The organism is Acinetobacter bohemicus ANC 3994 (genome assembly GCF_000367925.1).
Classification (GTDB): domain Bacteria; phylum Pseudomonadota; class Gammaproteobacteria; order Pseudomonadales; family Moraxellaceae; genus Acinetobacter; species Acinetobacter bohemicus.
The window spans coordinates 366603-380481 of the sequence record NZ_KB849164.1 but is presented as its reverse complement, the minus strand read 5'-3'; the positions used below and the strand labels follow the sequence as shown (position 1 = coordinate 380481).

The 13879-nt window shown below is 41.2% G+C and carries 13 protein-coding genes; 8 read left to right on the top strand and 5 right to left on the bottom strand.

The features are described 5' to 3' along the window. Nucleotides 1-11 precede the first annotated feature (11 nt). The 3 genes from lysA to F994_RS01715 all read right to left on the bottom strand — a co-directional run bounded on the left by lysA (nucleotide 12) and on the right by F994_RS01715 (nucleotide 3030). The gene (lysA, locus tag F994_RS01725) at nucleotides 12-1256 is read right to left on the bottom strand and encodes a diaminopimelate decarboxylase (RefSeq protein ID WP_004648290.1); all 1245 of its coding nucleotides are present in this window, start codon (nucleotides 1254-1256) and stop codon (nucleotides 12-14) included. 24 nt (nucleotides 1257-1280) lie between these two features. Next, complete coding sequence (gene lptM, locus F994_RS01720) at nucleotides 1281-1493, bottom strand: LPS translocon maturation chaperone LptM (RefSeq protein ID WP_004648288.1); 213 nt, start codon at nucleotides 1491-1493, stop codon at nucleotides 1281-1283. A gap of 133 nt (nucleotides 1494-1626) precedes the next feature. Beyond that, nucleotides 1627-3030: an amino acid permease gene (locus F994_RS01715; protein ID WP_004648287.1), complete on the bottom strand. Its 1404-nt coding sequence runs from the start codon at nucleotides 3028-3030 to the stop codon at nucleotides 1627-1629. 415 nt (nucleotides 3031-3445) lie between these two features. On the opposite strand from F994_RS01715, the gene F994_RS01710 reads away from it, so the two are divergent. The 7 genes from F994_RS01710 to F994_RS01680 all read left to right on the top strand — a co-directional run bounded on the left by F994_RS01710 (nucleotide 3446) and on the right by F994_RS01680 (nucleotide 10653). Continuing rightward, the gene (locus F994_RS01710) at nucleotides 3446-4801 is read left to right on the top strand and encodes an alanine/glycine:cation symporter family protein (RefSeq protein ID WP_034696617.1); all 1356 of its coding nucleotides are present in this window, start codon (nucleotides 3446-3448) and stop codon (nucleotides 4799-4801) included. A gap of 132 nt (nucleotides 4802-4933) precedes the next feature. Next, a complete protein-coding gene (gene radA / locus F994_RS01705) occupies nucleotides 4934-6325 on the top strand; it encodes a DNA repair protein RadA (protein WP_034696615.1) in 1392 nt (463 codons plus the stop codon). 112 nt (nucleotides 6326-6437) lie between these two features. Further along, nucleotides 6438-7409, top strand: a complete 972-nt coding sequence (locus tag F994_RS01700) for a Tim44 domain-containing protein (RefSeq protein WP_004648284.1) — start codon at nucleotides 6438-6440, stop codon at nucleotides 7407-7409. 232 nt (nucleotides 7410-7641) lie between these two features. Next, nucleotides 7642-7995 (top strand): hypothetical protein, encoded by a 354-nt coding sequence (locus F994_RS01695; RefSeq protein ID WP_004648283.1) that lies wholly within the window; start codon nucleotides 7642-7644, stop codon nucleotides 7993-7995. A 1-nt stretch (nucleotide 7996) separates the two neighbouring features. Next, nucleotides 7997-9709, top strand: a complete 1713-nt coding sequence (locus F994_RS01690; RefSeq protein ID WP_004648282.1) for a PepSY-associated TM helix domain-containing protein — start codon at nucleotides 7997-7999, stop codon at nucleotides 9707-9709. Then, complete coding sequence (locus F994_RS01685) at nucleotides 9706-10044, top strand: DUF3325 domain-containing protein (RefSeq protein ID WP_004648281.1); 339 nt, start codon at nucleotides 9706-9708, stop codon at nucleotides 10042-10044. The genes F994_RS01690 and F994_RS01685 overlap by 4 nt, the downstream gene beginning before the upstream one ends. A 99-nt stretch (nucleotides 10045-10143) precedes the next feature. After that, entirely contained in the window at nucleotides 10144-10653 is a 510-nt protein-coding gene (locus F994_RS01680; protein ID WP_004648280.1) for a tetratricopeptide repeat protein, read from the top strand. Between the two features lie 48 nt (nucleotides 10654-10701). Here the strand turns inward: F994_RS01680 and F994_RS01675 are convergent, their stop codons facing one another. Both F994_RS01675 and F994_RS01670 read right to left on the bottom strand, forming a co-directional pair. After that, complete coding sequence (locus F994_RS01675) at nucleotides 10702-11634, bottom strand: DUF4424 family protein (RefSeq protein WP_034696453.1); 933 nt, start codon at nucleotides 11632-11634, stop codon at nucleotides 10702-10704. A 21-nt stretch (nucleotides 11635-11655) separates the two neighbouring features. Then, complete coding sequence (locus F994_RS01670) at nucleotides 11656-12189, bottom strand: cysteine peptidase family C39 domain-containing protein (protein ID WP_004648278.1); 534 nt, start codon at nucleotides 12187-12189, stop codon at nucleotides 11656-11658. 260 nt (nucleotides 12190-12449) lie between these two features. Here F994_RS01670 and ahcY point away from each other — a divergent pair, with 260 nt between their 5' ends. Further along, complete coding sequence (gene ahcY / locus F994_RS01665) at nucleotides 12450-13832, top strand: adenosylhomocysteinase (protein WP_004648276.1); 1383 nt, start codon at nucleotides 12450-12452, stop codon at nucleotides 13830-13832. The last annotated feature ends 47 nt before the right edge of the window (nucleotides 13833-13879 follow it).

The window sequence follows — 13879 nt, the reverse complement described above, 5'->3', positions numbered from 1 at the left end:
TGAATGACTCCTTAAGGCAATAAGCGTTCTTTATCCCATAATGATTCTATGGTTTCACGTTCACGAATTAAATGCGCTTGATCACCATCGACCATTACTTCAGCCGCACGACCACGGCTGTTGTAATTTGAACTCATCACAAAACCGTATGCCCCTGCACCCAAGACTGCAAGGACATCATTTTCTTGAATTGCTAACTGGCGTTCTTTACCTAAAAAATCGCCCGTTTCACAAATTGCACCCACCACATCCCATTCTTTTGCTTCAACATCGGTACGTGGTGTCACTTCTTGAATATCCATCCACGCTTCATATAATGCTGGACGAATCAAGTCATTCATTGCCGCATCAATAATGGCAAAATTACGATGATTGGTCGGTTTGAGTAAATCAACTTTGGTCAGCAATACACCTGCATTGGCAGAAATACTGCGCCCCGGTTCCATATACACTTTTAAGCCCAATTTTTCTAAAGCAGGTTTCAGTGCATTGGCATATTCAGTAACGGTTGGCGGTACTTCATCTTTATAGGTCACGCCTAAACCACCACCGATGTCGATGTGTTTAAGATTGATCCCCAGTTCTTTCAATTGATCAATCATCATGATCACACGATCAAGTGCATCGACAAAAGGCTGAGTTTCAGTCAGTTGCGAACCAATATGACAGTCAATGCCAATCACATCTAAATTCGATAATGAAGCTGCGTATTGATAGGTTTCAAATACGCTGTCCGAGGGAATACCAAATTTATTTTCTTTTAAGCCCGTCGAAATGTATGGATGTGTTTTCGCATCGACATCTGGGTTGACACGTAAAGAAACAGGTGCCTTTTGCCCCAGTTCAGCCGCAACTTTTTGAATGCGATCCAGCTCTGCATACGATTCAACATTGAAGCAAGCAATACCCACTTCTAAAGCTTTTTTAATATCTGCTTCTGATTTACCTAAACCAGAGAATACAATTTTAGAAGCTTCACCGCCTGCTTTTAGCACACGGGCAAGCTCACCACCAGTCACAATATCAAAACCTGCACCCAGCTTCGCCAGTACATTCAATACCGCAATATTAGAGTTCGACTTGACCGCAAAACAAATTTGATGATCGATAAAGCTAAATGCACGATCCATATCGAGATAATGCTTTTCAAAAGTGGCTTTTGAATAAACATAAAGTGGCGTGCCAAATTGCTGTGCAAGTTGTTGCAACGAACATTGCTCTGCGTGCAGAACCCCATGAATGCGGGTAAAACTCATGAATGTATCCTTTCTATGAAAGCGTTAAGGTGTAGCAGGTTGATTAGAGTCAGTATTCGGTGTTGCAAGCTGTTTCTGTTCCGACTGCTTTTTGGAATCGACATTGGGATATAACAAATACTTGGAACGCTTGTCGTAATTCTGATCATTGGGTAACTGTAAAGCTCCAGATTGACCACAACCGACTAAGGCAAAACCTGTCGCCAATAAACTGATGTAGCAAATGACAAGACGCATCTGACCACCTATCCTATGTTTTCAAAGAAGTATAACTCGATCACAGCCGTGACCAAAGTGCTAAACGCTAGAGATTATCGTGTGTTAAAAAAAAACGCCAGTTTGAAACTGGCGTTTTTCACAAACAAAGGGCTTATTTATGTTTCGGTTTATAGAAACCAAAGTAACCAACAATCAGGATAATGAACCAAATTGGACTCACCATCAGGGCTTTCATGGTATCGGCTTCTAATGACAACACATAAATCATGCCAATAAAGAAGACAATCACCACCCAACAGGTAAACAAGCCACCCGGTAATTTAAAGGTTGATTTCGCATGAAGTTCTGGACGCGTTTTATAGTAAACAATATAACTCCAGATAATCATCAACCATACACAAATGAACAAGATAGTTGAAAGCGTGGTTGCCAAAGTAAAGGCTTCAACGGTATTTGGTACAAAGTACTGAAGTGCAGCACCTAACAACAAACATACCGCAGAGAAATACAAAGCATTGGCTGGAACAGCACGTTTATTTAAATGTCCAAATGCTTTAGGCCCTTGCTCTTCACGAGATAAACCAAACAACATCCGACTGGTTGAGAATACACCACTGTTCATGGATGACATCACTGACGATAACACCACCAAATTCATAATGATGGCTGCTGCTGCAATACCGGCTTGGCTAAACAAGTTTACAAATGGGCTAATGCTTGGATCAATTTTATTCCACGGCGTCACAGACATGACGATCACCAGTGCCAGCACATAGAAAATGATGATACGAATAGGAATAGAATTGACCGCTTTTGGCAAATTACGTTCAGGATCTTTCGTTTCAGCTGCTGTTGTACCAATCAGCTCTACACCCACAAAAGCAAAAATTGCAATTTGGAAGCCCGCAAGGAAACCTGTTACGCCTGTTGGGAACATACCGCCATGCGACCATAAATGGGTAAACGATGCCACCTCACCTGCTGTTGAGGTAAAACCAGTGAAGATCATCCATAAACCGACACCAATCAGCACCACAATGGCAATAATCTTGATTAAAGCAAACCAGAATTCAAGTTCACCGAACAGTTTTACAGTCACGAGGTTTAAACCCATGATGAAAACAATCGCGGCAACACTGATCATGACCCCTTCTGATGGGCTAAAGGGCATTCCATTATTAAAAAATTGTAAGTAATAAATAATCGCAGAAAGATCCGCAATACCGATTGTGATCCAACATAACCAATAGGTCCAGCCGACAAAATAGCCTGCCCACGGTCCAATTAAATCGGCACTAGAATCAATAAAGGATTTGTATTTCAAGTTAGACAGCAATAATTCGCCAAGCGCACGCATGACAAAAAACACCATAAAACCAATAATCATATAAATAATTAAAATTGAAGGACCCGCTAGGCTAATGGTTTTACCCGAGCCCATGAATAATCCCGTACCAATTGCCCCACCTATTGCAATCAATTGCAAATGTCGATTAGACAAACTCCGTTGCAGTTCAGCCTTTTCAGCAGTCGAACTTGTATTTTGATGTGACATTATTTAATTCATCTTCGATGTCTATCGCACCAAATTAACGTAAAAAACACAGAAAACAACAAAAAACTTTGAACTATCTATATTTTTTAATTCAGCACGAACATTAATTTATTTTTCTTATATATAAAATTGATGAATAATTGATTTAAAAATAAACATAAATAATTCATTTTAAATGCTTGTAAAAGTGCTGAACTTTAGCTAAAAAATAACTAACAATAAAATAAAATGCGTTCATAAAAAATCCAGCACCGAGTAACAAAAATTAAAACCTTTTCAACCCTAAGAAATAAGTATCTCAGTCGTGTTATAACAAATGATCAGGAAGGTCACAAATATGGCATACCACTTGCTTAAGCATTGATAAATCTAAATAAGCCATTTACAAAACTCAAGACGATAAGAAGAAACTATGATGCAAAACTTACAATCGATAATGGAAACACTCAGCGGATGGGTCTGGGGTCCGTACATGTTGGTACTGATTGTCGGTACTGGTGTATTTCTCACATTCCGCCTCATGTTCTGGCAATTTCGTATGCTGCCACTGGCCTTTAAACAGGTTTTTGGTAAGCACCCTCAAGCTCAATCACATGCAGGAGATATTTCACATTTTGCCTCGCTCATGACCGCACTCTCCGCCACTATTGGTACAGGTAACATTGCGGGTGTGGCAACAGCGTGCGTTCTAGGGGGTCCCGGTGCCGTCTTTTGGATGTGGATGACCGCTTTATTTGGTATGGCAACCAAATATGGTGAAGGCGTACTGGCCGTCAAGTATCGCGTTAAAAATGAAAATGGTCTGATGTCCGGTGGCCCAATGTATTACATCGAACATGGCTTAAAATGGAAATGGCTGGCGCTGATTTTTGCATTTTTTGGCACCGTGGCTTCTTTTGGTATTGGCAGTTCAGTACAGTCCAATACTGTTGCGCTTGCCGTGCAAAACAGCATGGGTATTGAAACGTGGATCACAGGCATCGTCATTACCGTTTTCTCTGCCTTGGTGATTTTAGGCGGAATTAAATCGATTGCCAAAGCAGCCACCGTGATTGTCCCTGTCATGGCTGTGGGCTATGTTGCCGGTGGTTTGGTCATTATTCTCAATAACCTTGAGCTGGTGATACCTGCACTGGAACTGATCTTTAAAGATGCATTTACCGGTGAAGCGGTTGCAGGTGGTGCAATTGGTGCTGTGATTCGTTACGGGGTTGCACGTGGTGTCTTCTCTAACGAAGCAGGTATGGGTTCTGCACCTATTGCAGCAGCAGCGGCAAAAACAGATCATCCCGCACGTCAGGGTTTGGTTTCAATGACAGGAACTTTTATTGACACCATCATTGTTTGTAGCATTACCGGTATTGTCTTGGTGATGGGTTTCATCATGGCAGGCAATACCTTCGGAACTGAAACAGGTGCTGTACTCACGACGCATGTCTTTGATCGATTATTGCCCGGTGTCGGCGGTTGGGTGGTAACGCTCGGTATTATTTTCTTTGCCTATTCCACTATTTTAGGTTGGTGTTATTACGGTGAAAAATGTTGTACTTATATTTTCGGAGAAAAGTACGTCCTCATCTATCGTCTTATTTATATTGCCACGGTATTTATTGGCACTGTCGCCACGCTAGACTTGGTTTGGCTCTTTGCCGACACCTTCAATGGCTTAATGGCCGTTCCAAACTTAATTGCACTGTTATTGCTTTCTACTGTCATTGCGAAAGAATCCAAAGATTTTATTGCAAAACGTAAGTCAGGCGAATTGTATTAATTGTAAAAGTTCAGCAAGCCACCTCCAAGGTGGCTTTTTTATGGACTCAAATTCTAGCAAGCATTCAATTCAGTAAAATTCATCTGTATGCTGTCATCAGATTATTTATTTTCAGCATTTAAAAAACAAAATATGGCTAAAGCAAAAAGTATTTACCGTTGTGAGCAATGCGGTGCTGATCATCCAAAATGGTCAGGTCAATGTTCGGAATGTGGCGAATGGAATAGCTTAACGGAAGTCCGTGTAGAACCCGCCGTCACTCATCGCGCGCAACCCAAAATGGGCGGTGGTTATGCAGGGCAAGTCGCCAACATTACCACCTTAAATAAAATTTCCGTTTCACATGAAACCCGCTTAGCGACAGGAATTGCTGAATTTGACCGTGTTTTAGGTGGCGGCTTAGTGACGGGTTCTGTTGTGTTGATTGGTGGTGATCCCGGCATTGGTAAATCAACCATTTTGTTACAAACTGCCACACACATGGCATCGGCACAAAGTTCAGCGCTTTATGTCACGGGTGAGGAATCACTTTCACAAGTGGCTTTACGTGCCCATCGTTTAGAGTTACTGACAGACCATCTTCAAGTCATGGCGGAAACCTGTGTGGAACGAATTTGTGAAGTTTTAGCGCAAGTCCGCCCTGCGGTGGCCATTCTTGATTCGATTCAAACGCTATATACCGAGACACTGCAATCTGCGCCCGGTGGCGTTTCACAAATTCGTGAATCTGCCGCACTGTTGACCCGTTTTGCTAAAAATAGTGGCACTTCATTGTTTCTGGTGGGGCATGTGACCAAAGAAGGTGCATTGGCTGGGCCACGCGTTCTAGAACATATGGTCGATTGTGTGCTTTATTTTGAAGGTCAATCTGATTCACGTTATCGAATGATTCGTGCAGTCAAAAACCGTTTTGGTGCAGTCAATGAGTTAGGCGTGTTTGGCATGACCGATAAAGGCTTACGAGAAGTTGCTAATCCATCTGCCATTTTCTTAAGTCGCTATGATGAAGCCATTCCCGGTTCGATTGTCATGATTAGCCGTGAAGGCACACGTCCACTGTTGGTAGAAGTGCAAGCTTTGGTGGATGATGCACATGGACAACCGCGCCGTGTGGCTTTAGGTTTAGAACAAAACCGACTCAATATGCTGCTTGCCGTCATGCACCGTCATGGTGGCGTACAGACATCAGGCCAAGATGTTTATGTCAATGTCGTCGGTGGTTTAAAAATTACCGAGACCGGTTCTGACCTTGCGGTGTTACTTGCCTGTGCCTCAAGTTTACGCGGCAAAGCCTTACCGCAACAACTGGCTGTCTTTGGTGAAGTTGGACTCTCTGGTGAAATTCGTCCTGTGCCAAATGGTCAAGAACGCTTAAAAGAAGCCATTAAACATGGTTTCAAATATATTATTTTACCCAGAGGCAATGCTCCTCAAAAACCCATTCCAAACGTGCAAATCATTTCAGTGGCACGTTTACATGAAGCATTAACCGAAGCCATGAACTTGACCGAAGAATTGGCTTAAGCTTAAACAGTTGAAAGATTATGTTAAAAAAAACACCGATTTAATATTGAAATCTGGTGTAAATGACTGCATAACTATGTAGCTATAATTTATTTTTATTTAGGAAAAAATGATGGAAGTTCGACAGCGTAGTTTGATGGCAGGTATTTTAATGGCCGCTTTGGTGGTTGCACCAATGGCTGAAGCGAAACGTGCAGGTGGCGGTAAAAGCCATGGCATGAGTCGTTCTGCTGCTCCAAGCCAATCTTACCAACAACCCCGTCAAGCTACTCCTGCCCCACAACCAACAACTGCACCTACTCAACAAAAATCGGGTTCTGGCGTAGGTAAAATGGTTGCTGCTGGTGTTGCTGGTGCTGCAATTGGTGCAGTTGCAGCCAATGCAATGGCCGATGATAAACCTGCTGCGAGCAGTGCTGATGTGACTGCACAGCAAGAGGAAGAAAAAGGTGGTATTCCGGGTTGGATCTGGATGCTTCTAGCGGCAGCAGGCGCATTCTTCTTGTTCCGTAAATTCGGAGCAAAAAAAAAACTAGCCACTAATAACCCATACGCACCAAACAATGCTGGCAATACAGCGCCGTTTGGTCAACAAGCAGTACCACGTACTTCAAATGACAATAGCAATATTTTTGGTCAATCTGTAGGTGGTTCTGCGGGTGCAGCGACGCAAGCGCCTTTTGGTAGTGCTTCGACCAGCAATGGCAATCAATTACCAGATGGCACTGAACCTGCTGCTTTCTTACGTGTTGCTCGTCAGCGTTTTAACCATATTCAGTCGATGAATACAGCAAGCAATATTGCTGAAATTCAACGTTATTTAACACCTGATCTGTATCAGTCGATGTATAACGACATTATGGCAAACCAAGACCAAGACGTGGCTGAATTCTCGAACCTCAATGCAATGGTGACAGATTCTGCAAATGAAAATGGTCAATATGTGGTGAGTGTGCGTTTCACAGGTACTGTAAGCGAAGACTTAAACAGCTTACCGCAATCTTTTGCAGAAATTTGGCATTTCACCAAACCTGCAAGTTCTAACCAAGATTGGTTGGTGGCAGGTATCCAACAAGAAGCTTAAGCTCTGTTGGACTAAAAACAGCGACTTCGGTCGCTGTTCTTGTTTCACAACTGCAAAAATCAATCAGCAATCCAATTTGCCATTTCTTGCCACATCATCCCCTCTAAAATAAACAGCCCTAAAAGGAATGTCATTTAATCTGCATTTTTTTAAATCAATCATTTTAAACATTAATAATAATTGTTATCATTTTCATTATAAATAATCACGCCTAGTCACAATTGAATTTAAAATGATGAATAGTTCCCAACTTGATGCTTTGGCAACAAATCACCTCGCCACTTCAGCAGCTAAAAAAACGCAGCAAAAATCGTTATTACTCGCTTACCGCTTTATGATTTTCTATCGTTTTATCCTAGCGCTGTTAGGCGGTTATGTTCTGGCAAGTTTAAGTGCTGTGGTTATTGCACAATCTTTTGCAGAATCTCGTGGTAGTGCTGCAATGAGTGCGACTCTCGTTGCTTTTACACTTTGGGCATGTGCATTTATCTGGGTTTTTATCGTCAATAAAACACTAAAGGCCAGTTTAGGTATTATTCTTCCAAGTATCTTCTTATTTGTTATTTATAAGTTTTTAGGAAACTAATATGCGTATAGATGCAAAACCGGAAGGCCCACGCCAGTCCATGTCATGGTTACATACTTGGGCAAGTTTAATTCTTGGCTGGTTATTGTATGCAATATTTTTGACTGGCACTTTAAGCTTTTTCCAAAATGAAATTACTGTTTGGATGAAACCTGAATTACACCAATCTGTGCCTCAAAACAGTCAAATTCAACAAACGCAAGTGGCGCTCAATTATCTCCAAAAAAACCATCCGAATGCTGGAAGTTGGAATATTCAACTTCCGAATGCAAGGCAAAATACAACGATCCTTACTGTTCGTAAAATTGGGGAAGATCCTCGCGCACGGCGTGGCGGTGAACGAATCACGTTAGATAGTGCAACAGGTGAAGTGCTTGAAGCACGAGACACCCGTGGTGGTAGTTTCCTTTATCGTTTCCATTTTGAATTGTATGGCTTACCGCGACTATGGACACGTTGGCTGGTTGGAATTGCAACCCTACTCATGCTGGTTGCCATTATTAGTGGCGTAATTACCCATAAAAAAATCTTTAAAGACTTCTTTACCTTCCGTACAGGTAAAGGACAACGCTCTTGGTTAGATGCACACAATGCCACTGCTGTACTTGCCCTACCCTTTCATATCATGATTACTTTTAGTGGCTTATTACTGCTGCTATTTACACTCATGCCTTGGGGAATTAACCAAATTTATGAAAACCGAGGACAGTTCCTACAAGAGCAAAGTCGTGCACTGGTCGAAAATAAAGAAAATAGAAACGAACGTGCCGAGGGGCGTAATACTAAACGTCAAAACAATTCACAAGCTCGTGGTGAAAATACCGAACAACGTGGTGAAAAACGTCAACAGCATCAAAAACCTGAAGCTCAACCAGCACCGTTAACAGACATAACGCCTATTTTGGCAACTGCACAACAAAAATGGAAAGACAATCCTGTAGGTTCAATCAGCATCATTGCACCAAATACCAATCAAGCCACAATTGAATTACGTGCCCTATTGGGGGAAAGTGTTGCCCATCGCAATGTTTATGACAGCTTAGAATTTAATGCGGTAACAGGTCAAAACATCACAGATGACAGTTCACGTCTAAAAAATCCATCTGTACCGATGGCTATTTACAATGTCGTGACCGTGCTTCATGAAGCCCGTGGTGTCGATTTAGCCCTACGTTGGTTATTGTTCTGTTCAGGTATCGTTGGCACATTGATGGTGGCAACAGGTCTAATACTATGGTGTGTCAAACGTGCACCGCAGCAACAAAAACAAGGCTATAAATCCTTTGGTTATCGTATCGTCGAAGTCACCAATATTACAGCGATTATTGGTTTACCCATTGCCTGTGCTGCATATTTTTATGCCAACCGTTTTATTCCTACGCAAATGGATATGCGTTCAGACTGGGAAATTCGTAGCTTCTTTATCATCTGGCTACTCAGTTTAATTTATGCTGCACTTCGTCCACACCGTCAAGCATGGTTAGAATTACTTGCTTTTGCAACGCTTGCATTTGCCCTATTACCGGTCATTAACTTTATGACAGGTGGTCAAGCCTTATGGAACAGTATTACCAATGGGCAATGGATGATTGCTTCATTTGATTTAGCCATGTGGCTACTTGCAATCCTGTTCTTCTACTCTTATCAGAAAGTGAAAAATCACAAAGGTCTACCCGTTAAAAAAGCCAAAGTTACTCAGGAGCCTGAAGCATGATTTTTTTCATCCTGATTTGGTCAATCTGTACTGTGGCATTTTTTGCTTTAGCAAGTTGCATGTCAAAACATCAAAAGCAAATCTTTGGTCGTGAATTAACAGCATCAAAAACTAAACTTGCAACGCTTGTAGGTTGGGTCTTATTGATCATTGCACTGGTGATTTGTATTACTCATGGCAACTTAAGCAATATGATCAGCTATTGGGTTGCTGCACTGACCTTCTCTGCTTTATTTGTCGGTTTATGTTTAAGCTATTTTGCGCATAAAGCAAAACAGTTGGTGATGGCGTGTATTGTGATTGCCATTTTAAGCTGCATAACCTATCTCATCTAAACGTTGAAAATTAAATAACAGTTTGAAAAAGCCAATCTACGGATTGGTTTTTTTGTGCCAACCCTTTACGCTATACACATTATGTCCTTTGGATTTGTTATGTCTGATCTCCCTATTTCTACCGAACTGTTTAATCGTGCCATGGCCGGTAATCGTGATGCACAATTCGAACTTGCTGAAATTTATATGCAAAGTGAAAATGAAGAGCATGTCGCACTGGCTGAAGAATGGGCGCTTAAAGCCGCACAACTGGGTCATGTTGAAGCGATGTACTGGTTAGGTGAAGGTTATACTTTCTATGCAAAAGATATGTTAGAAGAAGATCCTGAAGAGGCAAAAACCTATTTTGAACATGCATATCGCTGGTTAGAACAAGCCAGTAAACATAAACACCCTGCGGCAATTTTAGAGTTATCGAATTTTTACCGTCGTGGTGATGTGGTTGAAAAGGATGTGGCAAAATCGGTTGAATTGGTCAAGCAAGCAGCCGAACTGGGTGAAGTCCAAGCGATGCGTGATTTAGTCTGCATCTATGAGCATGGTTTAGGTGTAGACATAGATGAAGCAAAAGCAGATGAATGGTCTGAAAAAGCCAAGGCTGCCGAATAAATTAAACCAAGAAGCCTATCAAATGATGGGCTTCTTGCTCTGCATTCCTTAAAATTTATGAACAAAAATAATCTCTAAATCCTGCTTCGGCAGAAAATTATTTTCAAGCATTTGAAAACGTGTTGGGCTAATTTTTGTCACCTTTCCAGCCCAGCAAAAAGAGACCAACTCGTTTGGATCACGCTCAATAGTCAGCTTAAAGTGCTCAATCGGTTTAGCCCAATTGGCGCCCGTTTTTAAAATATAGCCCAAAGCCGAATAAGGTGCATGCTGCGACTTCGCTTTCCTTAAACCCGCTTTGAAATTACCATCCATGCAATAAGTTTTTTCATCTTCTGCGGGATACAAAGACACTGAACCACCCACTAATGGCGCATATTGGTGTTGTACACGTGTCAGCGAATTGGCTTTAAAGCTTTGCTGCCAACTGTAAATCACCTGAGAAGACCACACAATTGCTTCACTTTCGCTCTTTGGCAAAAGATTTTTTAACTGTGCATTTGAACAGTGTCTTAATTTATTCTCAAACACTTCATATTCATAGGTTTTCCGATTCCATGGATTTAGCATTTCAGTTTGCGTAAATCCACATTGCTTAAATAGCTCGGTTGCATCGATTGGCTTTGAATGCTCATCTTTTTGAATAAATGTTCTCACATGCATTTCTGGCTGAATATTTTTGCCATTCACCTGCACCTTAAAGCTCTTTAGCAATTTTTCCGTATCCGCAAAATCTGATTCAAAAAAATTCTCTATTGGCGGAAGCGGAAAAAGTACCGTTTCAGAGATGTCTTTATGGGTTAAATTTTTAAATTGATAATCAACTTTAATCTGATTTTTGCTAATGAATAGGTCTTCACTGTACATTTGAATATTGTTATTTTTCAGATACTGCACACCGCCCGTAGAAACATAGCCCGTACTGTCATTGGCACCAATTTGCATGGAAATGAGCATGCATATTCCAATTATCTTTTTCATTTTAAGCTTCTTCTTTAATGTTTATTTTTCTGTATCCATGCGAGCGTTTGAATCATCAATCAGAATCACTTGTCGGCAGATGCCCTCTGCTTGATGCTGTTGTTCAAAAACAGATGCAGGCATAGCATCAAAACTATCAAAGAAACAGATTTCCTGCTCGTCTATAGAATAAACCAGTGAGTGGTTTCCAACATCTTCTAAAGTATCGTAATAGACAATAACAAATTTATGTTGCTCAAATGCCTGTTGAATTTGCTGGTAATTGATGGCCGGTAAAACAGGGAGTTTTAGTTGTTCTGCTTCTGTATAGCTCAGTTTTTCTTGTTCCTGAATATCGGGGTCTTTATCGGTATAAAATTGAACATTAAAGCCAAATTTTTTTAAACCTACCGCCAAACCAATGGTGGTTGTGCCGTGTTCTGCATCGTAAGCACAGACCTCGATCAGCTGCTCAATATCAGCATCTATACCTAAATGTTGCAGCATCATCCATACCGCATAGATACCGCCATTTGCTTCAAGGTTCATTAGGGATTCAGGGATGTTCAAAGCCATAACACAATTCAAAAAAAATGATTGTGTTGATAATAAGCAAAACGACATTGGAACTACAACCATTTCCAAGTACAATATGCGACTCGTCGAGGGGTGCTGCGACTTTTTCACAGGCTGATTTTCAAAAACAGTAATGTGAAATCGCTAGGCTCGACAATTCGGTCAAAGCTTCTGTGAAATACGGGTTTGATCAACAACGGCATCCGCGAACATAACGATCCAATCTATTTTTATTGTTATTTAATAACTAGGAGATCCAGATGAACGCGGTTACTGCTTCATTTACAGATTACAAAGTTGCTGATATTTCACTTGCTGATTACGGCCGTAAAGAAATTAAACTTGCTGAAGCAGAAATGCCAGCATTGATGGGTTTACGTCATCGTTACGCTGCTGTAAAACCACTTGCTGGCGCAAAAATTTTGGGTTGTATTCATATGACCATTCAAACTGCGGTTCTGATTGAAACCCTAGTTGAATTGGGCGCAGAAGTTCGTTGGACATCTTGCAACATCTTCTCGACTCAAGACCATGCTGCTGCTGCAATTGCTGCATCTGGTGTTCCAGTATTTGCTTGGAAAGGTGAAACTGAAGAAGAATACATGTGGTGCCTTGAACAACAAATTAATGTGAACGGCAAACCTTGGGATGCCAACATGATTTTAGATGATGGCGGTGATTTGACTGCTGTTGTTCATGAAAAATATCCTGAACTGATTGCTAAAATCCACGGTATTACTGAAGAAACTACGACAGGCGTTCAACGTCTTCTTGAAATGTGGAAAGACGGTTCACTCAAAGTTCCTGCAATCAACGTCAATGATTCAGTCACAAAATCTAAAAATGACAACAAATACGGTTGCCGTCACTCATTAAATGATGCCATCAAACGTGGTACAGATATGCTTTTATCTGGTCGTCGTGCGCTTGTGATTGGTTACGGTGACGTAGGTAAAGGTTCTGCGCAATCGCTTCGTCAAGAAGGCATGATTGTACGTGTTACTGAAGTTGATCCAATCTGTGCAATGCAAGCATGTATGGATGGTTACGAAGTTGTTTCTCCATACAAAAATGGCGTTCAAACGGGTAAGAAAGAAGATGTAAATGCTGATCTTCTTCAAAATACTGATTTGATCGTAACAACTACGGGTAACTACCACGTATGTGATGCTGCAATGCTTGATACTTTAAAAGCAGGCGCTGTTGTTTGTAACATCGGTCACTTTGACACTGAAATTGACACCAACTATTTACGTGGCTACAAGTGGGTTGAAGTTAAACCTCAAGTACACCAAGTGTATCGTACAGAAAATGATAACGATTACTTAATCCTTCTTTCAGAAGGTCGTTTAGTAAACCTTGGTAATGCAACAGGTCACCCATCACGTATCATGGATGGTTCTTTTGCCAACCAAGTATTGGGTCAAATGCACTTGTTCGCTGAAAAATTTGCGGATCTTGCTGAAGATCAAAAACAAGCGGCGATTCGCGTAGAACTACTTCCTAAGAAATTAGATGAAGAAGTTGCGGCAGCAATGGTTGCTGGTTTTGGCGGCGTATTGACTCAGTTAACTCAAGTACAAGCAGATTACTTGGGCGTTGCTGTTGAAGGGCCATTCAAATCTGACTCATATAAATACTAAGTTTTTATAAATACCTCTCCCTAGCCCTCACTTGCGCTGAACTTTAA

What these genes read in the sequence shown, in the direction of transcription:
- F994_RS01700 (WP_004648284.1), top strand. Translation starts at nt 6,438, where the DNA reads ATGGAAGTTCGACAGCGTAGTTTGATGGCAGGTATTTTAATGGCCGCT.
- F994_RS01680 (WP_004648280.1), top strand. Translation starts at nt 10,144, where the DNA reads ATGTCTGATCTCCCTATTTCTACCGAACTGTTTAATCGTGCCATGGCC.
- ahcY (WP_004648276.1), top strand. Translation starts at nt 12,450, where the DNA reads ATGAACGCGGTTACTGCTTCATTTACAGATTACAAAGTTGCTGATATT.
- F994_RS01695 (WP_004648283.1), top strand. Translation starts at nt 7,642, where the DNA reads ATGATGAATAGTTCCCAACTTGATGCTTTGGCAACAAATCACCTCGCC.
- F994_RS01675 (WP_034696453.1), bottom strand. Translation starts at nt 11,634, where the DNA reads ATGAAAAAGATAATTGGAATATGCATGCTCATTTCCATGCAAATTGGT.
- F994_RS01710 (WP_034696617.1), top strand. Translation starts at nt 3,446, where the DNA reads ATGCAAAACTTACAATCGATAATGGAAACACTCAGCGGATGGGTCTGG.
- lysA (WP_004648290.1), bottom strand. Translation starts at nt 1,256, where the DNA reads ATGAGTTTTACCCGCATTCATGGGGTTCTGCACGCAGAGCAATGTTCG.
- F994_RS01690 (WP_004648282.1), top strand. Translation starts at nt 7,997, where the DNA reads ATGCGTATAGATGCAAAACCGGAAGGCCCACGCCAGTCCATGTCATGG.
- F994_RS01685 (WP_004648281.1), top strand. Translation starts at nt 9,706, where the DNA reads ATGATTTTTTTCATCCTGATTTGGTCAATCTGTACTGTGGCATTTTTT.
- radA (WP_034696615.1), top strand. Translation starts at nt 4,934, where the DNA reads ATGGCTAAAGCAAAAAGTATTTACCGTTGTGAGCAATGCGGTGCTGAT.
- lptM (WP_004648288.1), bottom strand. Translation starts at nt 1,493, where the DNA reads ATGCGTCTTGTCATTTGCTACATCAGTTTATTGGCGACAGGTTTTGCC.
- F994_RS01670 (WP_004648278.1), bottom strand. Translation starts at nt 12,189, where the DNA reads ATGGCTTTGAACATCCCTGAATCCCTAATGAACCTTGAAGCAAATGGC.
- F994_RS01715 (WP_004648287.1), bottom strand. Translation starts at nt 3,030, where the DNA reads ATGTCACATCAAAATACAAGTTCGACTGCTGAAAAGGCTGAACTGCAA.